Genomic DNA, 23,844 nt, shown 5'->3' on the forward strand with positions numbered 1-23,844 from the left:
GCAAGCGGGCCTCAATCAATTACTCGGCGGTGACCAGGCTCGGCGAACCGAGATTGGCCAGGCGCACACTGTTCTGCACTTGCTGGACTTCACCCGGAGAACCGATCGGCCCCAGGCGCACCCGATGCAGTGTCTGCTGGTTGCGCACGATCGAGCTGATGAACACCGGGGCGCTCACCATCGAGCTGAGCTTCGACCTCAGCAGCTCGGCAGCGTCCGGGTTGGCGAACGCGCCCACTTGCAGAAACTGGCCAGACGCTGTTGCAGAAGCGTTTTTTTTTGCGTCGAGCTGAACGGGCACTACGGCCGCCGCGTGCTGCTGCGGCGGTGGCGTCCACTGCTCGACCGTGCCGGTGGACGCCGTCACGGTCGGCGCGGCATTTTGCGCCACTTTCGGCTCGTTGAGCATCAAAGGCGCCGGACGGCCGCGTTGGGCCCACCATTCCTGCGGGTCGATACCTTCAACCTTGACCCGGGCGGTGCCGATTTCAGCGTAACCGAGTTTTTTCGCCGCCGCATACGACAAGTCGATGATGCGGTCGGAATAGAACGGCCCACGGTCATTGACCCGCAGGATCACGCTCTTGTTGTTGTCCAGGTTGGTCACCCGCACATAGCTGGGCAGCGGCAAGGTCTTGTGGGCCGCGCTCATGCCATACAGGTCATACACCTCGCCGTTGGCGGTGTTCTGGCCGTGGAACTTGGTGCCATACCAGGACGCCGTGCCCGAGGCCACGTAGCGCTTGGAGTCGGACAGCGGGAAATAGGTCTTGCCCAACACCGTGTACGGGTTGGCCTTGTAGGGGCCCGTGTGCAGGGTCGGCGTGGCATCGGGAATGCGCGAGACATCCACATCCCACCACGGCGCGCCGTCCTTGTGGGCCCGGTTGATGTCCAGGCCGGGCGTCGCGCGCACGGCGGTGGAGTTCTTCTGGGCCGGCGCGCGGCTGGTCGAACAACTGACGACCAACAGCGACAGCGCGGCCAACGCCACGAGCTTGAGGGGTTTGGCTTTCAGGGGTAGATAGGTAGGCAATGCCCGCATTATTTGACGCCCCGTGCTTTGACCAGCTCTTCAGACAGTTGATATACGGCCATGGCGTACATCACGCTGCGGTTATAACGCGTAATCGCGTAGAAATTCTTCAGGCCCATCCAGTATTCGGGGCCTTGTTCGCCTTCCAGGCGTATCGCGGTGACCGGCATGTCGTCACGCAGCGCATCATGACTCGACCAGCCCAACGCCCGCAACTCCCCGACGGTTTTCGTCGGCTCGATGCCCTCGGTCAGGCCCTGGTCCACCTGCTCGCCACGCACGTCGGCACGGCTGACCACCGGCTGGCCGGCTTCCCAGCCGTGGCGCTTGAAATAGCTGGCAACACTGCCGATGGCATCGGTCGGGTTGGTCCAGATATTGATGTGACCGTCGTCGTCGAAGTCCACCGCGTAAGCACGAAAACTGCTGGGCATGAATTGCGGCAGGCCCATGGCTCCGGCATAAGAACCCTTGAGGGTCAGCGGATCAACCTGCTCTTCGCGGGCCAGCAGCAAGAACTCGCGCAGCTCCTTGCGAAAGAATTCGGCGCGCGGCGGGTAATCGAAGCCCAGGGTCGACAGCGCGTCGATCACCCTGAAATTCCCGGTGTTACGGCCAAAGAACGTCTCGACGCCAATGATAGCCACAATGAACTGGGCCGGTACGCCGTATTCCTGCTCGGCACGGGCCAGGGCCGCCTCGTGCTGGCGCCAGAAGTCCACGCCCCGGGCGATACGCGCCTCGGTGATGAACATCGGCCGGTACTCGCTCCACTGCTTGACCCGCTCGGCGGGCCGGGAGATGGCGTCAAGGATCGACTGCTTGCGCTCGGCCTCGCGAAATACCCCCATCAGTTGCTCACCGGCAAAACCGTAGTCGCGGGTCATCTCACCGACGAATTCGGCCACCTGCGGCGAACCTTCGTATTCGCCTGCCTGGGCATGCGGCGCACCGCCCAGGAAGCCGACCAGGCCGATCCACGGCGCATATCGCGTCGACCAGCCACGCATTGCTTGCATTGAACTCTTCACCTTATTCAAACCTGCGCGATCCACTTGCGATGCGTATGAATCGACATCAAGACCCCAAACGCTGACAGTAGTGTCACCAGCGAAGTTCCTCCGTAGCTAATGAACGGCAACGGCACCCCCACGACCGGCAACAGGCCACTGACCATACCGATGTTGACGAAAACATAAACAAAAAACGTCATGGTCAGGCTGCCCGCGAGCAACTTGCCGAACAATGTCTGGGCCTGGGCGGTGATCACCAAGCCGCGACCGATCAGCAGCAGGTAGATCAACAGCAACACGCAGATGCCTACCAGGCCGAACTCCTCGCCCAGTACGGCGATGATGAAGTCGGTGTGGCTTTCCGGCAAAAAGTCCAGGTGCGACTGGGTGCCCATCAGCCAGCCCTTGCCGAACACCCCGCCGGAGCCGATGGCGGCCTTGGACTGGATGATGTTCCAGCCAGTGCCCAGCGGATCGCTCTCCGGGTCGAGGAAGGTCAGGATTCGTTGCTTCTGGTAGTCGTGCATCACGAAGTACCACATGGCCACCGAGACCGGCACCGCGATGGCGACGACGCTGAGGATCCAGCGCCAGCGCAAACCGCCCATGAACAGCACGAAGGCGCCACCGGCCAGGATCAGCAGCGAAGTGCCAAGGTCCGGCTGGCGCACGATCAGGATGAACGGGATGCCGATCAGCAACAGGCTGATGCACACGTGCTTGAGCTGCGGCGGCAGGGTGCGCTTGGCCAGGTACCAGGCGATGGTCGCCGGCATGATGATCTTGAGGAATTCCGAAGGCTGAAAGCGGATCACCCCGGGAATGTTGATCCAGCGAGTGGCGCCCATGGCGTTGTGACCCATCACGTCCACCACCACCAGCAGGCTCACGCCCACCACATAGGCCAGCGGCACCCAGCGGGCCATGAAACGCGGCTCGAGCTGGGCAATGACGACCATCGACACCAGGCCGATGCCGAACGAGGTGGCCTGCTTGCCCAGCAGGTCCCAGTTCTTGCCACTGGCCGAATACAGCACGAACAGGCTGCCTGCGGCCAGGGTCAGCAGCAGGATCAGCAACGGACCATCGATGTGCATGCGCTGCAGCAAGGTGGCACGGCGGCGCATCACATCTTCGCTGGAGAGGATCCGGTCGAAATTATTCTTCACGGGCCGTAGCCTCCGCAGTGATGGGGCTTGCGTATTCCGGCTTGAGCTGGCCGTGCTCGTCCAGCAGCCAGGCGTCCATGATCTGGCGCACCACCGGCGCGGCGACGCCGGAACCCGACTCACCGTTCTCGACCATCACCGACACGACGATCTTCGGGTTGTCGGCCGGCGCGAAGCCGACGAACAAGGCGTGGTCGCGATGGCGTTCCTGGACCTTGGAGCGGTCGTACTTCTCGCCCTGCTTGATGGCGACGACCTGGGCCGTACCGCTCTTGCCGGCAATCCGGTATTGCGCACCGATGGACGCCTTGCGGGCGGTGCCGCGGGCGCCGTGCATCACCTGCTGCATGCCGTTGTTGACCTTCTGCCAGTCCGACGGGTTGCGCAGGATGATGTCTGGCATCGGGTCCGGGTCCACCGGTTTCTGGCCTTCGATGGTCTTGGCCAGGTGCGGGCGATACCACTTGCCCTTGCTCGCCACCAGCGCCGTGGCCTGGGCCAGTTGCAGTGGCGTGGCCTGCATGTAGCCCTGGCCGATCCCCAGGATCAGGGTTTCGCCGGGGAACCAGGCCTGGCGCCGGGTCGCCCGCTTCCATTCGCGCGAAGGCATCAGGCCGGGGGATTCCTCGAACATATCCAGGGAGACTTTCTGACCGAGACCGAACTTGTTCATGTAGGACGACAACCGATCGATCCCCAGCTTGTGGGCCAAGTCATAGAAGTAGGTGTCGTTGGAACGCATGATCGCCGTTTCCAGGTCCACATAACCGTCGCCGGTGCGGTTCCAGTTGCGGTACTTGTGGTCATAGTTCGGCAGTTGGTAATAACCCGGGTCGTAGACCCGGCTCGACGCGGTCACCACGCCGGAGTCCAGCCCGGCAATCGCCACGGCCGGCTTGATGGTCGAGCCCGGCGGATAGAGACCGCGCAGCACCCGGTTGAACAGCGGCCGGTCGATGGAATCGCGCAGCTCGGCGTAGGCCTTGAAGCTGATGCCGGTGACGAACAGGTTCGGGTCGAAACTCGGCTGGCTGACCATTGCCAACACCTCGCCAGTGTTCGGGTCCAGCGCCACCACGGCACCACGCCGACCACCCAGCGCCGCTTCGGCGGCCTCTTGCAGCTTGATGTCCAGGCTCAGGACGATGTCCTTGCCGGGAATCGGGTCGGTGCGCTTGAGCACCCGCAATACGCGGCCGCGGGCGTTGGTTTCGACTTCCTCGTAACCCACCTGGCCATGCAGCTCGGGCTCGTAGAAACGCTCGATGCCGGTCTTGCCGATATGGTGGGTGCCGCTGTAATTGACCGGATCGAGGGTCTTGAGCTCTTTCTCGTTGATCCGTCCCATGTAGCCGACCGAGTGGGCAAAGTGCGGCCCCTGGGGATAATGCCGCACCAACTGCGCCACCACCTCGACGCCGGGCAGGCGGAACTGGTTCACGGCGATCAGGGCGATCTGCTCTTCGGTCAGCTCGAACAGGATCGGCACCGGCTCGAACGGACGTCGGCCCTGGCGCATGCGCTTCTCGAAGATCGCCCGGTCCTCGGGCGTCAGTTGCAGCACTTCGACAATCACGTCGAGCACGTGCTGCCAGTCGCCGGAGCGCTCGCGGGTCATGCTCAGGCTGAAACTGGGACGGTTATCCGCCACCACCACGCCATTGCGGTCGAAAATCAGCCCGCGGGTCGGCGGAATCGGCTGCACATGCACGCGGTTGTTTTCCGACAGGGTCGAGTGGTACTCGTACTGGATCACCTGGAGGAAATACAAGCGCGCAATCAGCACACAGATCAGCGTCACCACCATAATAGCGCCGAACACGACGCGGCCCCGCACCAGACGGGCGTCTTTTTCGTGGTCCTTGATGCGGATCGGCTGGGGCATGGGGCAGGATTACTTGTGGTAAGGGTGCCCGGACAGGACTGTCCAGGCACGATACAGCTGTTCGCCGATCAGGATCCGCACCAGCGGATGTGGCAACGTCAACGGCGACAAGGACCAGCGCTGATCGGCCCGGGCACAGACTTCCGGCGCCAGCCCTTCCGGGCCACCGACCATGAAATTGACCGTGCGCGCGTCCAACCGCCAGCGATCGAGCTCCACCGCCAGTTGCTCGGTGCTCCAGGGCTTGCCATGGACTTCGAGGGTGACAATGCGCTCGTTCGGCCCGACCTTGGCCAGCATGGCTTCGCCTTCCTGGCGGATGAAGCGCGCCACGTCGGCGTTCTTGCCACGGGTATTGAGCGGAATTTCCACCAGTTCCAGGGCCAGCTCGGACGGAAGACGCTTGGCATATTCATGCCAGCCTTCTTCCACCCACTTGGGCATGCGAGAACCGACGGCGATCAGGCGCAGTCGCACAGCGGTCCCTTATTGCTGGTCTTTGTTGAGCTTGGTGAAGTGCTCATGGGGGTTTTCCGGGCTGTGGTGCGCGGCGCTGGCCGAACGGCTCTGCTCGGCACCGGCCCACAGGCGTTCCAGGTCATAGAACTGGCGCGCCGAGGCCGTCATCATGTGCACGATGACATCGTCCATATCCAGCAGTACCCAGTCGCTGTCGCCCTTGCCTTCTTCACCCAGCGGCTTGACACCCTGGGCCTTGACCGCTTCGCGGACCTTGTCCAGCATCGCGCCGATCTGGCGGTTGGAGGTACCGGTGGCGATGATCATGTAGTCCGTGATGCTCTGCTTTTCACGAACGTCGATCACCTGGATGTCCTGGGCCTTGACGTCTTCCAGGGCCGCAACGGCGACCTTGACCAGTTCTTCACCGGCCAGTACGACGCCGGTGTGGGCCTCTACCGGCAGCGGGGCGCTTTTGAACGTGCCTTTGCGCTTTACTTTGTTTACGTCTTTGTCAGTCATATAAAACTCGTTTTGCTCGTATGTTCGGGCGCTTCGCTACACGCATTCACGTGCCTTGAAGCACACCTTTTTCAGTTCGACGCACGGTAAAGCCCGTGCGCATCGATGTAGGCCAGGACCGCGTCGGGCACCAGGAAACGTACCGACTTACCGCTGGCCAGCAGTTGACGGATCTGGGTGGCGGATACCGCGAGCGGCGTCTGCCAGACGAATGCAATCTGTCCGCTCGGCCCTTTCAGGGCCAGCGGGTCGCTCACCGAGCGGGCCGCCAGCAGGTTGCGCAAGGCATCCGGCGGCTCGCTGTCGGCATCCGGGCGTTGCAGCACCAGGATGTGGCAATGCTGGAGCAACTCTTCCCAGCGATGCCAAGTGGGCAGGCCGCAAAATGCGTCCCAGCCCAGAAGCAGAAAAACCTGGGCATCAGCGGCCAGTTCGGCGCGCATCAGCTCCAGGGTATCAATGGTGTAGGACGGTTTGTCCCGCTGCAATTCGCGGGCGTCCACCACCAACGGCGCCACACCGGCCACCGCGCACTCGACCATCGCCAGGCGGTCCTGCGCCGACACCTGCGGCGTATCCCGGTGAGGCGGCCGGGCGCTGGGCGTCAGGCGTAGCTCATCGAGGGCCAGGGCGTCGGCGACTTCCAACGCACCGCGCAAATGGCCGATGTGCACCGGGTCGAACGTGCCGCCCAGGATGCCGATGCGCTTTGGCGCGGTGGTTGCCGTCACAGCGGTCGTAGTCATAGAGGCCAGTGGGTCGAGATCGCCCAAGTCAGACTGGCTCCTGTCCGCGCAACTGGCCGTCACCGACCACGATGTACTTCTCGCAGGTCAGGCCTTCGAGGCCCACCGGGCCGCGGGCGTGCAGCTTATCAGTAGAAATGCCGATCTCGGCACCCAATCCGTATTCAAAGCCATCGGCGAAGCAGGTCGGGGTGTTGATCATCACCGACGCCGAATCCACTTCGGCCACGAAGCGCCGGGTTTCACCCAGGTGTTCACTGACAATGGAGTCGGTGTGGTGCGAGCCGTGGCGGTTGATGTGCTCGATGGCCGCGTCCAGCCCGTCGACCACACGGATCGACAGGATCGGCGCCAGGTATTCGGTGTCCCAGTCTTCTTCCGTGGCCGCAACGGCCTCGATGATCGCCCGGGTGCGCTCGCAACCGCGCAGCTCGACGCCTTTTTCGCGGAACTGGGCAGCCATCGACGGCAGGAAGTCCTTGGCCACGGCCTGATCCACCAACAGGGTTTCCATCGCGCCGCAGATGCCATAACGGTAGGTCTTGGCGTTGAAGGCGATGCGCTGGGCCTTCGGCAATTCGGCGTGGGCGCTGACGTAGACGTGGCAGATGCCGTCCAGGTGCTTGATCACCGGCACGCGGGCGTCACGGCTGACCCGCTCGATCAGGCCCTTGCCACCACGCGGCACGATGACATCGACGAACTCGGGCATGGTGATCAATGCGCCGACTGCGGCACGGTCAGTGGTTTCCACCACTTGCACCACGGCCGCCGGCAGATCGGCCTCGGCCAGGCCGCGCTGGATGCAGGCGGCAATGGCACGGTTGGAATGGATCGCCTCGGAGCCACCACGCAGGATGGTCGCGTTACCCGACTTCAGGCACAGGCTGGCGGCGTCGATGGTCACGTTCGGCCGCGACTCGTAAATGATCCCGACCACACCCAGGGGCACGCGCATCTTGCCGACCTGAATGCCCGATGGCCGGTAGCTCATGTCGCGGATCGCCCCGACCGGGTCCGGCAGGGCCGCGACCTGACGCAGACCGACGATCATGCCGTCGATGCGTGCCGGGGTCAGGGCCAGGCGTTCGAGCATGGCCGGTTCCAGACCATTGGCCCGGCCGGCGGCCAGGTCCAGTTCGTTGGCAGCGGACAACTCGGCACGCGCAGCGTCCAGCGCATTGGCGGCGGCCTGCAGGGCGCGGTTTTTCTGCGCGGTGCTGGCCCGGCCGATGATGCGCGACGCCTGGCGAGCGGCGCGACCCAGGCGGGTCATGTAGTCAAGAACGGACTCAGTCATGGTCTGTGTGGTCTTGGCGATGAGGAAAGCGGCAGATTATAGCTGTCGTAACCCTCGACTAACAGCATGGACTCACAGTGGTGACCGGCGGAGCAGCAAAACAGGCGTAAACAGCTGGTTGAAGCGACTGTTCAGCGGTGATTAAGCTTTCCATTGCTATCATCGCGCTTCCTTTGGCCTCCCTCTGTTTATCGCCATGACCGATTTGCCATCGCCCAACGCCCTGCCCCACGCCTTTTTCGATCGAGACGCCCAGGTGCTTGCCAAGGACCTGCTGGGCAAAGTCATCCGTCACAAGGTCGGTGACCTGTGGCTCGGCGCGCGGATCATCGAGACCGAGGCGTATTACTTCGCCGAAAAAGGCAGCCACGCCTCGCTGGGCTACACGCAAAAGCGCAAGGCTTTGTTTCTGGATGGCGGCCACATCTATATGTACTACGCCCGGGGCGGCGATTCGCTGAACTTCAGCGCCCAGGGCCCGGGCAACGCCGTATTGATCAAATCGGCCTACCCGTGGGTCGATGCCCTTTCCGGGCCGGCGAGCCTGGCGCAGATGCTGCTCAACAACCCCGATGCCCAAGGTCGGCCGCGTACACCGCAAAAGCTCTGTGCCGGCCAGACCTTGCTGTGCAAAGCGTTGGGACTGAAAGTGCCGGACTGGGACGCCAAACGCTTCGACCCCGAGCGCTTGCTGGTGGAAGATGTGGGTGTGCCGACGGTCAACGTGATCCAGACCACCCGCCTGGGTATTCCCCTGGGACGGGACGAGCATTTACCCTACCGCTTCGTCGACGCCGCCTACGCACCGTGGTGCACCCGGAACCCGCTGCGACGGGGGCAGGTCGAAGGTCGCGATTATTTCTTGCTTGGATGAAAACACCGCCCCCTGTGGGAGCGAGCAAGCTCGCTCCCACAGTTGATCTTCAGCGGCCATAGCTTTTGTGTTCGCAACACAATCCCACAGGGGATTCGGTGCATGCCAATCAATACTCAATGGAGTTGTATTTATGGGCCCATGGCTCGATAGCATCACCGGCTGGTTGACCGTCAACCCGCAATGGCTGGCGGTGGCGGTGTTCATCGTCGCCTGCGTGGAGTGCCTGGCCATCGCCGGCCTGATCGTGCCGGGTACCGTGCTGTTGTTTGCCATCGCCGTGCTGGCCGGCAGCGGCGCGTTGTCCTTGGGCGAGACGTTGCTGCTGGGCCTGCTTGGCGGGCTGCTCGGGGACCTGGTGTCGTACTTCCTCGGTCGGCATTTCCACCAGAACATCCGCCGCCTGCCCGGGCTGCGGCATCACCCGGAATGGATGAGCGCGGCGGAAAACTATTTCCAGCGCTACGGCATCGCCAGCCTGCTGGTGGGGCGTTTTATCGGCCCGCTACGGCCCATGTTGCCGATGGTGGCCGGAATGTGCGACATGCCGTTCCCACGCTTCGCCGCCGTCAGCGTGTTGGCCGCGGCGGGCTGGACCGTGGCGTACCTGCTGCCGGGCTGGGCCACCGGGGCGGCGTTTCGCCTGCCGCTGCCTGAAGGCTTCTGGCCACAGGCCGGCGTGGTCATCGGCAGCATCGCGGCAATGATCGGGCTGAGCGTCAACAGCAGCCTGCGTCGTCATCGCCATGCCACGGCGCTGATCGCCGGCCTTGGCCTGGTGATCCTGATCGGCCTGTTCATCGGCTTTCGTTACCTGACGGCGTTCGACCAAGGCTTGATGGCCCTCGTCCAGGAGCATCGCAGCGCGACGCTGGATGAAATCGCCGTGACCTTCACGCTGATCGGCGAATTCCGCTACATGCTGATTGTCTGCAGCCTGTTGACCGGGTTATTGCTGTTGGCACGGCAATGGCGGCAGGCGATCTTTGCCGGGGGCACGATGCTGCTCACCTCCCTGGCCAATACTGGGAGCAAACACTTCTTTGCCCGTGTGCGCCCGGAAATCCTCACCGACCCGCTGACCAGCTACAGCATGCCCAGCGGCCACTCCTCCGGGGCATTCGCGCTGTTCCTGACCCTCGCCGTCCTGGCCGGCCGCGGCCAACCGCCACGCCTGCGCCTGACCTGGCTGCTGCTGGGCTGCCTGCCGGCGCTGGCCATCGCCCTGTCGCGGGTTTACCTGGGGGCGCACTGGCCGAGCGACATCGTCGCCGGGGCGATGCTCGCCGCCAGCATCTGTGCGGCCGCCCTGTGGTTGAGCCAGCGCCAGACCCCGCTACCGGCCATGTCGCCGAAAGTCTGGTGGCTGATCCTGCCGGCGCTGGTGGCGGTGTTCAGCTTCTTCGCGCTGCGGCACTTGCCGCATGCGATGTTGCGGTATGCCTATTGAGCGGCGCGCCAATGAACACTGGAGATCCATGTGGGATCAGTGTTACTCAGTGAAATATGAGTTGAGTCAGGCGAAGAGTTCGCCCTGCAGTTCATCGAGCAAGGCCTGGATCGCATCCAGGCGCTGTTGCGGGTCGTCGAGTTGCAGCAGGTCGATCTTGTCCAATTCGTTGAACGGCAGCAAGTAAGCCAGTTGATTGGCCAGCGACTGCTGACCGGTCGCTTCGGTGCCCATGTTCAGCGCCTCGACCATCGGGTGCTCGGCCAGGGCCTTGAGCAGCGCCACCAGGTCGGCGTCTTCCTCTTGCAGCGGTTGCTCCGGTTCCTCTTCCAGCCACTCGACTTCAGCGACCGTCAGTTGATCCGCCTGGACGCTGCTGCCATGGACGATAAAGCGCCGCCCGCCCTGCACGCGAATGCCCAGCAGACCATTGTCCTGCTGGGAGAAATCAGTGATACGCGCCTCACAACCGACCCGCGCGTAGCCTTCAGGCGCGATGCCGACTTCCTCGCCATCGAGGATGCACACCACGCCGAAGCCTTCGCCCTTTTTCATGCAGCGCCCGATCATGTCGAGGTAACGCGCCTCGAAAATCTGCAAATCGAGGATGCAACCGGGGAACAGCACGGTGTTCAACGGGAAAAGCGGCAAGCTCATAACCAGTTCCTTAAACCGTCATCGACACCACCAACGGCAGCAACACCGCCGTGGCCACGCCCATCAGACTCATCGCCAGCGCCGCGAAGGCGCCTGTCTCCTCGCTTTCCTGCAATGCCACCGACGTACCCACCGCATGGGCCGCCAGCCCCAGGGCCATGCCCCGGGCCTCAGGACTGTGGACACCCAGCTTCGTCAGAATGCCCGGACCGAGGATCGCCCCGAGCACACCGGTAATCAACACAAACACCGCCGCCATCGCCGCCACACCGCCGATCTGCTCGGCCACCAGCATGGCGATCGGCGAGGTCACGGACTTGGGCGCCATGGTCATCAGAATCATGTGCTCGGCACCGAAAGCCCAGCCCAACACCACAGCAGAGCCCGTGGCAAACACCCCGGCTATCACCAGCGTAGTAAAAATCGGCCAGAACAACTGCCGGATCCGTCGCAAGTTCAAATACAACGGCACCGCCAGGGCGACCGTGGCCGGCCCCAGCAGGATGCTGAGGATCTCGGTGCTCTTGCGGTATTCGGCATAGTCGATGCCGCAGCCGACCAGCACGATGATCAACAGCACCATCGACATCAGCACCGGTTGCAGGAACACCCAGCGAGTCTTTTCGAACGCCGCCAGCACCAGTTGATAGGCGCCCAGGGTAATGCCGATGCCAAACAGCGGATGGTGGATCACCGAGGTCCAGGCACCTTGCCAGTCGAGCATCATTGGCTGTCCTCCGGGGCGGCGATGTGACGCCGGGCCAGGCGCTGCATCAGCACCCCCGTCAACGCCACGGACAGCACCAGGGACAACGTCAACGCACCGACGATGGCCCAGAAATCGGCGGCAATGGCCCGGGCATAGACCATCACCCCCACCGCAGGCGGCACCAGCAGCAATGGCAGATAACGCAGCAGGCTGCCGGCGGCCAGGTTCAGCGGCTCGCTGACTTCGCCGCGCATGACCAGATAGCCCAGCAGCAACAGCAGGCCGATGATCGGCCCCGGCAACACGGGCAGGAACAAATGATTGATCGCAGTGCCCAGCAATTGAAACAGCACCAGCCAGGTCAGGCCCCGTAGCAACATCCGCTCTCTCCCCTGCAACAGATCCAATGAACGCGCCAATTCGGTTCACGGCGTGGCGGTGTGGCGAGGGAGCTTGCTCCCGCTTGAGTGCGCAGCGCTCATAAAAAAATGGGGCCGCTGCGCAGCCCAACGGGAGCAAGCTCCCTCGCCACGGAATCAAACGCACACGCGCCGGCATTATAAGCATGCCCGCGCTATGGGTCGGCATTCGTAAAAAGCATGTTCGGTGACCTTACTTGCGCGCCATGTTGATCTACAGTGGTTCTCCGGGGATGCCGATCCCCGCTCCAGAAAAAAAAAGTAAAACAGATGAACCCAAGGAGAGTCTCAATGCCCTACGTCCCCGTTGCAGCGCTCAAAGATTATGTCGGCAAGGAACTTGGACGTTCCGAATGGCTCACCATCGACCAGGACCGCATCAACCTGTTCGCCGAAGCCACTGGCGACTTTCAGTTCATCCACGTCGATCCGGTCAAGGCCGCGCAGACCCCGTTCGGCAGCACCATTGCCCACGGTTTCCTGTCGCTGTCGCTGATGCCCAAGCTGATGGAAGACATCCTGATCCTGCCCGAGGGCGTGAAAATGGTCGTCAACTACGGGCTGGACAGCGTGCGTTTCATCCAACCGGTGAAGGTCGATTCCAGGGTCCGGCTCAAGGTCGACCTGGTGGAAGTCACCGAGAAAAAACCCGGCCAATGGCTGCTCAAGGCCACCGCCACGCTGGAGATCGAAGGTTCGGAAAAACCGGCCTACATCGCCGAGCCGCTGTCGCTCTGCTTCGTGTAAACCTGCGCGATCGCGAAACCGCTCGTGCAGTTTCGCATCGCTTCTCTATGTTCAACGCGCATAGCTGCGGCATACTCGTCGCCTGACGATCTGGATCCCGTTATGCGCTTATTCGTTCCCCTGACCCTATCCCTGCTGCTCACCGCCTGTGGCAACGGCGAATCGCCGCTGCCTCCCGACGCGCGCCTGCCCGACGGCGGACGCTATCGCGGCGACCTGGTGGACGGGCTGCTACAAGGCCAGGGACGCATCGATTACCCCAATGGCAGCTGGTACGCCGGGCAGTTCGACAAAGGCCAGTGGCACGGCACCGGGGAATGGCATGGCAGCAATGGCGAGGTCTATCGCGGCCAGTTCCAGCAGGGCCTGTTCCACGGCCAGGGCAGCCTGACCACACCGACCAGCAGCTACACCGGCGGCTTCAAGCTCGGGCGACGGGACGGTGAAGGGATGCTCAAGGAAAACGGCATGACCTACCGGGGCGAGTTCAAGGCCGACCGCTATTCCGGCCTCGGACGCCTGGAACTCGACGACGGCAGCCAGTACCAAGGCCCCTTCGCCAACGGCAAGCCCAACGGTGAAGGCCAGCGCTTCGACGCCAGCGGCAACCAGTTCACCGGGCATTTTGTCGACGGGCAACTGCAGGGCAAGGGCACCTTCAACAGTGCCGATGGCGATGTCTACATCGGCGGCTTCAAGAACAACCAGCTCAACGGTCGCGGGCGCTACGAAAATGCCGACGGCGATGTCTGGATCGGCCAATTCAAGGATGGCGCGCTGACCGGCAAGGGCGAACTGATCGGCGCCGACGGCAGCCACTATCTCGGACAATTCAATGATTGGCGCTTTACCGGCGAGGGCCGCCTGAACCTGCCCGACGGCAGTTTTTACGTCGGCCAGTTCGAAAGCGACAGCTACCACGGGCGCGGCACCCTGGTGCTGACCGACGGCACCGTGCAAAGCGGCACCTGGGCCAACGGCCAACGGGTGCGCGACGCGGATGGCAGGCTGCTGCCGGATGTGCTCGAACTCGGCTTGCTGGCCCAAGGCCGCCTGCTGGACGATGCCCTCGCCAACATCCCGGCCTCGACCCCGGCGGTGGAGCTGTACAGCCTGACCCTGGGCGGCGACGGCAAGCAAAGCGTATTCCTGCGCGAGTCCGACTATGTCGCCAACATGCTCACCAGCCGTTTCGGCGCGTTCGGGCAGATCCGCCTGGTCAACCACCGCGATCACCTCGGCGACCGGCCCATGGCCAGCCGCGAAAGCCTGCGCCGCGCCGCTGCCACGCTGGCCGAACGCAGTGGTCCGGAAGACCTTATCTTCCTCTACCTGACCAGCCACGGCACCAGCGAACATGAACTGGTGCTCGACCAGCCGCGCATGGAACTGGCCGACCTGCCCGCCGATGAACTGGCCGTGGTGCTGGCGCCACTGAAGAACCGCGACAAGATCGTGGTGATCTCGGCCTGTTATTCCGGCGGCTTCATCCCGGCACTCAAGGATGAACGCACATTGATCATGACCGCCTCCCGGGCCGACCGAGTGTCCTTCGGCTGCTCCGAGGAAGCCAACTTCACCTATTTTGGCGATGCGCTGTTCGCCCAGGCATTGAACCAGACCGACGACCTGGAGCAGGCCTTCAAGCGCGCCAAGGCCACCGTTGCCGAACGCGAACAGGCCGACAACTTCGAAGCGTCCGAACCGCAGATGTGGGCGCCGAGGACGGTCCTTTCCCACTGGCAACTGCTGCGCAAACAGCAGGCACGTAAAGCATTGCAAAGTGCTGCATTGAACGACGAGGCCACAAAGAGCAACTAAGCTGAACCGTATCAAGGGGGAAACACTATGTACTTGACGCCTCAGCATGTTTTGCTCGCCGGTGCTACCGGGCTGACCGGGGAACACCTGTTGGACCGGCTGCTCAACGAACCGACCATCACTCGCGTATTGGCACCTTCACGCCGGCCACTGGCTGAACATCCACACTTGGAAAACCCGGTTGGGGAGCCGGCCCAGGTGCTGCCACAACTCAGTGGCCAGGTCGACATCGCCTTCTGCTGCCTCGGCACAACCATCAAGAAAGCCGGCTCTGAAGCCGCCTTCCGCGCGATAGACCTGGACCTGGTCGTGGCGTTTGCCAAGCGCGCCCGGGAGTTGGACGCACGGCACCTGGTGGTGATCAGCGCACTGGGGGCCGACGCCAAGTCATCGATCTTCTACAACCGGGTCAAAGGCGAAATGGAGGCAGCACTCAAGGCCCAGGGCTGGCCGCAACTGACCATTTGCCGGCCTTCCCTGCTGCTGGGCGACCGGGTTGAACCGCGCCTGGCCGAGCAACTGGCCGGGCCCTTGTCGAAGCTGATTCCAGGCAAGTACCACGGCATCGAAGCCTGCCAACTGGCCCGCGCCATGTGGCGTCTGGCGCTGGAAGAGCAGGATGGGGTGCGGGTGGTGGAGTCGGATGAGTTGCGTAAGTTGGGGAAATAGGCATGTGGTGCCTGCCCGCAAAGGGCGTCCCACCGATCCAAAGCCAAGCGCTTATTGTGGCGAGGGAGCTTGCTCCCGCTGGGCTGCGAAGCGGCCCCAAGCTTCTGGGTTTGACTCAAATCCTAAGGCGACTGCTGCGCAGTCGAGCGGGAGCAAGCTCCCTCGCCACGGGTAAATCGGCTCATCACAGAGCACGCGTGCGCTACAACCCGCCAGTCGCCCGGAACCCCACGCCTATCGCCGTGAACAACGACAACGGCAACAACAAGGTATCGAGCAACGCACTGCCCGGCAGATCGACGCCAGGGTAACTCGGCGCCTCGGCGCCAAAGCGGTCCTTGGCGCAGCAGCCGCCGTTGAGGGCGTACAGATCCAAGCGCGTGCCCGCATACACCACCGGCGCCCCAGGCTTGGCGGCGTCGAGGGTGCGGGCGGTGGCGCAGCCGGTCATCTGCAGCGCCAGCAGCATGATCAGCAGCTTATTCATCGCTGCTCAAATGATGCTCGCCCCAGCGCGGCAACATATCCTGGGGGATGTTCAGCAGATTGAGAATCCGCGCCACCACAAAATCGATCAGGTCATCGATGGTCTGCGGTTGGTGATAAAAACCCGGCGACGCCGGCAGGATGGTCACGCCCATGTTCGACAACTTGAGCATGTGCTCCAGGTGAATGCTCGAATACGGCGCTTCCCGCGGCACCAGGATCAACTGGCGGCGCTCCTTGAGCGTGACGTCCGCGGCCCGTTCGATCAGGTTGTTGCAGGCCCCGGTGGCAATCGCCGACAGCGTCCCGGTGGAACAGGGCACCACCACCATGGCCGCCGGCGCCCCGGAGCCCGAGGCCACCGGCGACATCCAGTCTTCCTTGCCATACACGCGAATCTGCCCCGCCGCCGCACCGGTGTATTCGGTGAGGAAAGCCTGCATCATCTGGGTCTTGGACGGCAGGGTCACGTCGGTCTCGGTGGCCATCACCAGTTGCGCGGCCTTGGAGATGAGGAAGTGCACCTCGCGGTCTTCCCGCACCAGGCAATCGAGCAGGCGCAAGCCGTACTGGACACCGGAAGCACCGGTCATCGCCAAGGTGATGCGTTCCGGGCCACTGCCCTCCAAGTGAGTGTTCATTTCAGGGCCTCGGCCAGTTTGCCGTGCAGGCCGCCGAAGCCGCCATTGCTCATGATCACCACGTGGGTGCCGGGCTGGGCCTGGCTCTTCACGCGCTCGATGATGCCTTCCAGGGAACCACTGACAATCGACGGCACCGTACACAGCGCGGCGGTGGCGCCGAGGTCCCAGCCGAGGTTGGCCGGTGCGTACCAGATCACCTGGTCGGCATCGACCACGCTTTCCGGCAGGCCATCACGGTGCGCGCCGAGCTTCATGGAGTTGGAACGCGGCTCGATGATCGCAATCAGTGGTGCATCGCCGATGCGCTTGCGCAAACCGTCGAGGGTGGTGGCGATGGCCGTTGGGTGGTGGGCGAAGTCGTCATAAATAGTGATGCCGTTGACCTCGGCGACTTTCTCCATCCGCCGCTTCACGCTCTTGAACGCGCTCAACGCAGCAATGCCCATGGACGGCACCACGCCGACATGGCGGGCCGCCGCCAGGGTGGCCAGGGCGTTGGCGACGTTGTGCTGGCCGGTCATGTCCCACTCGACCACGCCCTGGGACACGCCTTCGAACATCACTTCGAACTGCGAACCGTCGTCCTTGAGCAACCTCACCTGCCATTGCCCGCCCGCACCGGTGGTTTGCACCGGGGTCCAGCAGCCCATCTCGATCACCCGCTGCAACGCCGGCTCGGTGGTCGGGTGGATGACCAGGCCTTCGCTGGGGATGGTGCGCACCAAATGGTGGAACTGCCGCTCGATGGCCGGCAGATCGGGGAAGATGTCCGCATGATCGTACTCAAGGTTATTGAGGATCGCCGTGCGTGGACGGTAGTGGACGAATTTCGAGCGTTTATCGAAAAACGCGCTGTCGTACTCATCGGCCTCGATCACGAAGAACGGCGTGCCGCCCAGGCGCGCCGACACTGAGAAATTCTGCGGCACTCCGCCGATCAGGAAGCCCGGGCTCATGCCCGCGTGCTCCAGCACCCAGGCGAGCATGCTGCTGGTGGTGGTCTTGCCGTGGGTACCGGCCACGGCCAGGACCCAACGGCCCTGCAGCACGTGATCGGCCAGCCACTGCGGCCCGGACACGTACGGCAGGCCTTTGTTGAGCACGTACTCCACCGCTGGGTTACCCCGGGACATGGCGTTGCCGATGACCACCAGGTCTGGCGCCGGATCCAGCTGCGCCGGATCGTAGCCTTGGGTCAGCTCGATGCCCTGGGCTTCCAGCTGCGTGCTCATCGGCGGATAAACATTGGCGTCGGACCCGGTGACGTGATGGCCCAGCTCCTTGGCCAGGACCGCCATAGAACCCATGAAAGTGCCGCAAATACCGAGAATATGGATGTGCATAGTCGACCTCGTAAACATGGCCGCAGGTTAGCGTAGGGAGGGGGAAATCGCACCTTGTGTTTCGACTTCACGCCGCTGAAGCACCGCAAATCACCTGTGGGAGCTTGCTCGCGATAGCGGTGGGTCAGCTTGCGGCGATGTTGAATGTGCCGCCGTCATCGCGAGCAAGCTCACTCCCACAGTTGAATGTACAACCCGGCTTTTGTGGCGAGGGAGCTTGCTCCCGCTGACTGCGCAGCAGTCCCCCCCCAAAAACAGGGCCGCTGCGCGCCCCAGCGGGAGCAAGCTCCCTCGCCACAACAGCGGTCAGCAGTCTGTACTTTATCGGGCGATGGCGTGTTTGCGCAGCTTCCGGTAGAGGGTGTTACGGCTGATGCCCAGTTGTTCGGCGGTGTGGGTCATGTGCCAGCGCTGGCGTTCCAGTGCTTCGATCAAGGCCAACCGCTCGGCATCGTCCAGCGGCCGCTCGGCCACCGCTTCGACCACCACCGTGGCCGGGCGCTGGCGGATCATCGCCGGCAAGTCTTCCAGGCCGATCCGCCCACCGTCGCACAGCGCGGCCAGGGTGCGCAGCACATTACGCAGCTGCCGCACGTTGCCCGGCCAGTCGAACGCCAGCAACGCCTGGCGCGCCGGCTCGTCGATGGACACCGTCTCGGCCCCGCTCTCCTCGGCCAACAGAAAATCCAGCAACTGCGACTTGTCACTGCGCTCGCGCAATGCCGGCAGCGGGATTTCCAGGCCGTTGAGGCGGTAGTACAAGTCCTCACGAAAACTGCCGTCCTGCACCCGATCCAGCAACTGCCGGTGAGTGGCGCTGATGATGCGCACGTTCACCGCCTCGGGCTCGCCGCCGATGGGCACCACCTGGCGATCTTCCAACACCCGCAGCAAACGGGTCTGCAAGGCCAGAGGCATGTCGCCGATTTCATCGAGGAACAGCGTGCCGCCGTCGGCCTGTTGCAGCTTGCCGCGCATGCCTTCCTTGCGCGCGCCGGTGAAGCTGCCGCCGCGATAACCGAACAGCTCGCTCTCGATCAGGCTTTCCGGGATGGCCGCGCAGTTAAGGGCCACGAAGTGCTTGCCGGCGCGCTGGCTGGCATGGTGCACAGCCTTGGCGAACGCTTCCTTGCCGGAGCCGGTTTCGCCCTGAATCAGCAGCGGCACATCGCGCTCGAACACCCGCAGCGCCTTGCGAAAATGTTCCTGTAACGCCGCATCCCCCAGGCAGATGCCCGGCAGGCGGGCGGGCTCAATAATCTTGAGCGCTGGCGCAACCGGCACCGGCACACTGCGCGGCTGCCCACGCAGTACCGCGAACAAATGCCGGCCGTCACGGGTGCGCAGCGGCCAACTGGCGCTGGCATTTACACTTGCGCGACCGAGCAACTCGTCCAATGAACAGTCGAAAAAATCCTCCACCCGCTGGCCCAGCAAGCTGCCGCGAATATGCCCCAACAGGTTGAGGGCGCTCTGGTTGACGGCGCTGATCCGGCCTTCGCCGTCGAATGCCAGCAGCCCTTCGCTGAACAGCCCCACAGACTCGGCCTGCAGGTGGAAGCGCAGCAGCCATTGATTGTCGAAGCAACGCAGGAAATAGCAGCTCTCGATCATCTTCGCCGAGAGATTGACCAGGGCCATGGTGTGGAACTGGCTCTGGCGCGACACGTCCGGCCGTGCCGAAGACACGTCGAGCACCGCCAGCAGTTCGCCGTGGGGGTCGAAGACCGGGCTGGCCGAGCAGGTCAGGCCGGTGTGGCGGCCACGAAAATGTTCTTCCTGGTGGATGGTCAGGGCCTGGCGCTCCACCAAACAGGTGCCGATGCCGTTGGTGCCTTCGCAGGCTTCGCTCCAGTCGGCGCCGAGCCAGAGGCCGGCCCGTTCGAAAATCTTGCGCTCGCTGGGGGCGGTGACGCAATTGAGGATCACGCCCCGGGCGTCGGTCAGCAACACCGCGTGGCCGGCGCCGGAGAGTTGCTGATGCAGGCTGGTCATTTCATTGCCGGCGATGTGCAGCACTTGCTGCAAGCGCTCGCGGCTTTCCAGCACCCGGCCATGTTCGAGCACCGTCGGCGCCAGGTTCTGCGCCGGGTCGAGGTGATAGTCCTCGAGGCAGCGCAGCCAGGAACGGGCAATCGACGGATCGCTGCCGGGGCCCTGCAAATGGGCCTTGCCCTGGGTGACCGTGAGGACTTGCTGGGCATGGCGACTCAAGTGGTTGCTGTGCATTTCTTATTATTCTCCCCGAAGGACCTTTGGACCTGCCAACACATTCCCCGTGGCGAGGGAGCTTGCTCCCGCTGGGCTGCGCAGCAGCCCCAAAACCTGAGTTTGCGGTGTATCAGGCTGACCGAGTTGGCTGCCTTGGGACCGCTTCGCGCTCCAGCGGGAGCAAGCTCCCTCGCCACAAAAGCTGTCCTGCCACAAAAATACAGTTGCCAGGGATTCCAGGATCGAAGCCCAGCATCCTCCAGCCCAACCGGCAATGCAATGCTGGCGCGACCTGTCAGTCACAGACTGTCTCGCATCTGGCACAAACTGTCACACCCGCTGTATCGCAAGCGTCACACACCCCATCCGTTTGTCCGACCAACTCCTCCTAAAGTCTTGATTTACGGGCCCTGCAAGGCAATGGCCCAACCTTTGCTCTAGGCTTAATTACCGGCGCTCAATTTTGCGCGGCCCTCCCGTATAAGCACAAAAGCCAAGGAGAACTCATCATGCGTTACGCTCACCCCGGTACTGAAGGCGCTATCGTTTCGTTCAAGAGCAAATACGGTAACTACATCGGCGGCGAGTTCGTCGCGCCTGTCAAAGGTCAGTACTTCACCAATACTTCGCCGGTCAATGGCCAGCCCATTGCCGAATTCCCGCGCTCCACAGCCGAAGACATCGAAAAAGCCCTGGACGCCGCCCACGCTGCCGCTGATGCCTGGGGTGCCACGTCGGCCCAGGCGCGTTCGCTGGTCCTGCTGAAAATCGCCGACCGCATCGAGCAGAACCTCGAAGTGCTAGCGATCACCGAATCCTGGGACAACGGCAAGGCCGTGCGTGAAACCCTCAACGCCGACATCCCCCTGGCCGCCGACCACTTCCGCTACTTCGCCGGTTGCCTGCGGGCCCAGGAAGGCGCGGCCGCCGAGATCGACGGCAACACCGTGGCCTATCACATCCATGAACCATTGGGCGTGGTCGGGCAGATCATCCCGTGGAACTTCCCGCTGCTGATGGCCGCCTGGAAACTCGCCCCGGCCCTGGCCGCCGGTAACTGCGTGGTGCTCAAGCCGGCCGAACAAACCCCACTGGGCATCTGCGTGCTCATGGAACTGATCGGCGACCTGCTGCCGCCCGGCGTGCTGAACGTGGTGCAAGGCTTCGGCAAAGAAGCCGGCGAAGCCCTGGCCACCAGCAAGCGCATCGCCAAGATCGCCTTCACCGGTTCCACCCCGGTGGGCTCGCACATCATGAAATGCGCCGCCGAAAACATCATCCCGTCCACCGTGGAACTGGGCGGCAAGTCGCCGAACATCTTCTTCGAAGACATCATGCAGGCTGAGCCGAGCTTCATCGAAAAGGCCGCCGAAGGCCTGGTGCTGGCATTCTTCAACCAAGGCGAAGTCTGCACCTGCCCATCCCGCGCCCTGGTGCAGGAATCGATCTACGACGAATTCATGCAAGTGGTGATGAAGAAAGTCCTGCAGATCAAACGCGGCGACCCGCTGGACACCGACACCATGGTCGGCGCCCAGGCGTCCGAACAGCAATTCGACAAGATTCTTTCGTACCTGGAAATCGCCAAGGGCGAAGGCGCCGAACTGCTGACCGGTGGCAAGGTGGAAAAACTCGAGGGCAACCTGGCGACCGGGTATTACATCCAGCCGACCCTGCTCAAGGGCACCAACAAGATGCGCGTGTTCCAGGAAGAAATCTTCGGCCCAGTGGTGAGCATCACCACCTTCAAGGACGAAGCCGAAGCCCTGGCGATCGCCAACGACACCGAGTTCGGCCTCGGCGCCGGCCTCTGGACCCGCGACATCAACCGCGCCTACCGCATGGGCCGGGCGATCAAGGCCGGTCGCGTGTGGACCAACTGCTACCACCTGTACCCGGCGCACGCCGCGTTCGGTGGCTACAAGAAGTCCGGCGTGGGGCGTGAAACCCACAAGATGATGCTCGACCATTACCAGCAGACCAAGAACCTGCTGGTGAGCTACGACATCAATCCGTTGGGGTTCTTCTAAGCCTACGGAAAGATCGTTGAGGGGATCGTTCCCACGCTCTGCGTGGGAATGCCTCAACGGACGCTCCGCGTTCGGCTTTTTGGGACGCAGAGCGTCCCGGGCTGCATTCCCACGCAGAGCGTGGGAACGATCGACTGGCACAACCCCTTGCTCGCGAGGGCGCTCTCACACACAGAATCAATGCCCCACCGCTCTGGCATGAGCCTTGCGTGCCCGCTCCACAGCAAACCCGAAAGTCCAACAGATCAAACAATAAAAAAGACAGAGAGGACTTATGACTTCTACCACCCAACTCAAACCCACACTCGGCACCCTGCATTTATGGGGCATCGCCGTCGGCCTGGTGATTTCCGGCGAGTACTTCGGCTGGAGCTACGGCTGGGGCACCGCAGGGACCCTCGGGTTTCTCGTCACCGCCCTCATGGTGGCGTTGATGTACACCTGCTTCATCTTCAGTTTCACCGAACTGACTACCGCCATTCCTCACGCCGGCGGGCCTTTTGCCTACAGCCGACGGGCCTTTGGCGAGAAAGGCGGGTTGATCGCCGGCATCGCCACCCTGATCGAGTTCGTCTTTGCGCCCCCGGCCATCGCCATGGCGATTGGCGCCTACCTCAATGTGCAATTCCCGGAACTGGACCCCAAGCTGGCGGCGGTCGGCGCGTACATCATCTTCATGACCCTGAACATCCTCGGCGTCAGCATCGCCGCCGCCTTCGAGCTGGTGGTCACCGTGCTGGCGGTCGCCGAATTGCTGGTGTTCATGGGCGTGGTCGCGCCGGGCTTCAGCTTCAGTAACTTCGTGCTCAACGGCTGGGCGGGCTCCAATGAGTTCAGCCTTGCCTCGATCCCGGGCATTTTCGCGGCGATCCCCTTCGCCATCTGGTTCTTCCTCGCCATCGAAGGCGCGGCCATGGCCGCCGAAGAAGCCAAGGACCCGAAACGCACGATCCCCCGCGCTTACGTCAGCGGCATCCTGACCCTGGTGTTCCTGGCCATCGGCGTGATGATCATGGCCGGCGGCGTGGGTGACTGGCGCACCCTGTCGAACATCAACGACCCGCTGCCCCAGGCCATGAAGGCCGTGGTCGGCAACGATTCAACGTGGATGCACATGCTGGTGTGGATCGGCCTGTTCGGCCTGGTGGCGAGTTTCCACGGAATCATCCTCGGCTATTCGCGGCAGTTCTTCGCCCTGGCCCGGGCCGGCTACCTGCCCCGTGGCCTGGCGAAACTGTCGCGTTTCCAGACCCCGCACCGGGCGATCCTGGCCGGCGGCGTGATCGGCATCGCGGCGATCTACAGCGATGGCCTGGTCAACCTGCAAGGCATGACGCTGACGGCGGCGATGATCACCATGTCGGTGTTCGGCGCCATCGTGATGTACATCATCAGCATGCTCAGCCTGTTCAGGCTGCGTAAGACCGAGCCGAACCTGGAACGCACCTTCCGCGCCCCGGGCTACCCGATCGTGCCGGGCATTGCGCTGTTCCTGGCGGTGGTGTGCCTGGTGGCGATGGCGTGGTTCAACATGCTGATCGGCCTGGTGTTCCTGGCGTTCATGGTTGTCGGCTACCTGTATTTCCAACTGACCGCCAAGCAACGCTCCGATGCACCGGCGGACGCTATGCTCACAGGTATCTGACGTTGCACC

The 23,844-nt window shown here is 63.2% G+C and carries 22 protein-coding genes; 7 read left to right on the forward strand and 15 right to left on the reverse strand.

From position 1 onward, the window contains the following. Positions 1-19: 19 nt before the first annotated feature. The 8 genes from BLT00_RS21030 to BLT00_RS21065 form a co-directional block, all read right to left on the reverse strand. Complete coding sequence (locus BLT00_RS21030; RefSeq protein WP_063324229.1) at positions 20-1,045, reverse strand: septal ring lytic transglycosylase RlpA family protein; 1,026 nt, start codon at positions 1,043-1,045, stop codon at positions 20-22. Then, positions 1,045-2,055: a lytic murein transglycosylase B gene (gene mltB / locus BLT00_RS21035; RefSeq protein WP_092150483.1), complete on the reverse strand. Its 1,011-nt coding sequence runs from the start codon at positions 2,053-2,055 to the stop codon at positions 1,045-1,047. Before mltB ends, BLT00_RS21030 begins: the two co-directional genes overlap by 1 nt. Before the next feature lie 17 nt (positions 2,056-2,072). Further along, on the reverse strand, positions 2,073-3,176 hold the full coding sequence (gene rodA / locus BLT00_RS21040) for a rod shape-determining protein RodA (RefSeq protein ID WP_063325216.1): 1,104 nt from the start codon (positions 3,174-3,176) through the stop codon (positions 2,073-2,075). Between the two features lie 31 nt (positions 3,177-3,207). Then, complete coding sequence (mrdA, locus tag BLT00_RS21045; RefSeq protein ID WP_063324227.1) at positions 3,208-5,103, reverse strand: penicillin-binding protein 2; 1,896 nt, start codon at positions 5,101-5,103, stop codon at positions 3,208-3,210. Between the two features lie 9 nt (positions 5,104-5,112). After that, a complete protein-coding gene (gene rlmH / locus BLT00_RS21050; protein WP_047229490.1) occupies positions 5,113-5,580 on the reverse strand; it encodes a 23S rRNA (pseudouridine(1915)-N(3))-methyltransferase RlmH in 468 nt (155 codons plus the stop codon). 9 nt (positions 5,581-5,589) lie between these two features. Next, positions 5,590-6,084, reverse strand: a complete 495-nt coding sequence (gene rsfS / locus BLT00_RS21055; RefSeq protein WP_003205895.1) for a ribosome silencing factor — start codon at positions 6,082-6,084, stop codon at positions 5,590-5,592. 71 nt (positions 6,085-6,155) lie between these two features. Next, complete coding sequence (nadD, locus tag BLT00_RS21060; RefSeq protein ID WP_092150587.1) at positions 6,156-6,830, reverse strand: nicotinate-nucleotide adenylyltransferase; 675 nt, start codon at positions 6,828-6,830, stop codon at positions 6,156-6,158. A gap of 28 nt (positions 6,831-6,858) precedes the next feature. Next, entirely contained in the window at positions 6,859-8,130 is a 1,272-nt protein-coding gene (locus BLT00_RS21065) for a glutamate-5-semialdehyde dehydrogenase (RefSeq protein ID WP_092150486.1), read from the reverse strand. 196 nt (positions 8,131-8,326) lie between these two features. Here BLT00_RS21065 and BLT00_RS21070 point away from each other — a divergent pair, with 196 nt between their 5' ends. Further along, the gene (locus tag BLT00_RS21070) at positions 8,327-9,004 is read left to right on the forward strand and encodes a DNA-3-methyladenine glycosylase (RefSeq protein WP_092150489.1); all 678 of its coding nucleotides are present in this window, start codon (positions 8,327-8,329) and stop codon (positions 9,002-9,004) included. Between the two features lie 133 nt (positions 9,005-9,137). After that, positions 9,138-10,454, forward strand: coding sequence for a bifunctional DedA family/phosphatase PAP2 family protein (locus BLT00_RS21075; RefSeq protein ID WP_092150492.1), 1,317 nt, complete (start codon positions 9,138-9,140; stop codon positions 10,452-10,454). A 66-nt stretch (positions 10,455-10,520) separates the two neighbouring features. Here the strand turns inward: BLT00_RS21075 and BLT00_RS21080 are convergent, their stop codons facing one another. Genes BLT00_RS21080 through BLT00_RS21090 form a run of 3 tightly spaced genes read right to left on the reverse strand, consistent with a single transcriptional unit; the run spans position 10,521 to position 12,200 of the window. Further along, complete coding sequence (locus BLT00_RS21080; protein WP_014340384.1) at positions 10,521-11,111, reverse strand: LON peptidase substrate-binding domain-containing protein; 591 nt, start codon at positions 11,109-11,111, stop codon at positions 10,521-10,523. 10 nt (positions 11,112-11,121) lie between these two features. After that, on the reverse strand, positions 11,122-11,838 hold the full coding sequence (locus tag BLT00_RS21085; protein ID WP_063324222.1) for an LrgB family protein: 717 nt from the start codon (positions 11,836-11,838) through the stop codon (positions 11,122-11,124). Further along, positions 11,835-12,200 carry a CidA/LrgA family protein gene (locus tag BLT00_RS21090; protein WP_063324221.1) on the reverse strand — a complete coding sequence of 122 codons (366 nt, stop codon included), beginning with the start codon at positions 12,198-12,200 and terminating at the stop codon, positions 11,835-11,837. Before BLT00_RS21090 ends, BLT00_RS21085 begins: the two co-directional genes overlap by 4 nt. A 330-nt stretch (positions 12,201-12,530) precedes the next feature. Between BLT00_RS21090 and BLT00_RS21095 the strand changes: the two genes are divergently transcribed. The 3 genes from BLT00_RS21095 (at position 12,531) to BLT00_RS21105 (ending at position 15,476) form a co-directional block, all read left to right on the forward strand. Next, positions 12,531-12,986, forward strand: a complete 456-nt coding sequence (locus tag BLT00_RS21095; RefSeq protein WP_092150495.1) for a MaoC family dehydratase — start codon at positions 12,531-12,533, stop codon at positions 12,984-12,986. 102 nt (positions 12,987-13,088) lie between these two features. Further along, a complete protein-coding gene (locus BLT00_RS21100) occupies positions 13,089-14,807 on the forward strand; it encodes a C13 family peptidase (protein ID WP_092150498.1) in 1,719 nt (572 codons plus the stop codon). Positions 14,808-14,834: 27 nt separating this feature from the next. Continuing rightward, entirely contained in the window at positions 14,835-15,476 is a 642-nt protein-coding gene (locus tag BLT00_RS21105; RefSeq protein WP_092150502.1) for an oxidoreductase, read from the forward strand. A 202-nt stretch (positions 15,477-15,678) separates the two neighbouring features. Here BLT00_RS21105 and BLT00_RS21110 read toward each other — a convergent pair whose 3' ends face one another. The 4 genes from BLT00_RS21110 to BLT00_RS21125 all read right to left on the reverse strand — a co-directional run bounded on the left by BLT00_RS21110 (position 15,679) and on the right by BLT00_RS21125 (position 20,178). After that, positions 15,679-15,963, reverse strand: coding sequence for a YceK/YidQ family lipoprotein (locus BLT00_RS21110; RefSeq protein ID WP_092150505.1), 285 nt, complete (start codon positions 15,961-15,963; stop codon positions 15,679-15,681). Further along, on the reverse strand, positions 15,956-16,603 hold the full coding sequence (ubiX, locus tag BLT00_RS21115; RefSeq protein WP_063324218.1) for a flavin prenyltransferase UbiX: 648 nt from the start codon (positions 16,601-16,603) through the stop codon (positions 15,956-15,958). Before ubiX ends, BLT00_RS21110 begins: the two co-directional genes overlap by 8 nt. Next, entirely contained in the window at positions 16,600-17,949 is a 1,350-nt protein-coding gene (gene mpl, locus BLT00_RS21120) for a UDP-N-acetylmuramate:L-alanyl-gamma-D-glutamyl-meso-diaminopimelate ligase (protein ID WP_092150508.1), read from the reverse strand. Before mpl ends, ubiX begins: the two co-directional genes overlap by 4 nt. Before the next feature lie 321 nt (positions 17,950-18,270). Beyond that, positions 18,271-20,178 carry a sigma-54-dependent Fis family transcriptional regulator gene (locus BLT00_RS21125; protein ID WP_092150511.1) on the reverse strand — a complete coding sequence of 636 codons (1,908 nt, stop codon included), beginning with the start codon at positions 20,176-20,178 and terminating at the stop codon, positions 18,271-18,273. A gap of 491 nt (positions 20,179-20,669) precedes the next feature. Here BLT00_RS21125 and BLT00_RS21130 point away from each other — a divergent pair, with 491 nt between their 5' ends. After that, the gene (locus BLT00_RS21130) at positions 20,670-22,190 is read left to right on the forward strand and encodes an acetaldehyde dehydrogenase ExaC (protein ID WP_072345441.1); all 1,521 of its coding nucleotides are present in this window, start codon (positions 20,670-20,672) and stop codon (positions 22,188-22,190) included. Positions 22,191-22,464: 274 nt separating this feature from the next. Beyond that, a complete protein-coding gene (eat, locus tag BLT00_RS21135) occupies positions 22,465-23,835 on the forward strand; it encodes an ethanolamine permease (protein WP_063324214.1) in 1,371 nt (456 codons plus the stop codon). Positions 23,836-23,844: the final 9 nt, after the last annotated feature.

It is taken from the genome of Pseudomonas sp. NFACC51, from assembly GCF_900103575.1.
Lineage (GTDB): Bacteria > Pseudomonadota > Gammaproteobacteria > Pseudomonadales > Pseudomonadaceae > Aquipseudomonas > Aquipseudomonas fluorescens_Q.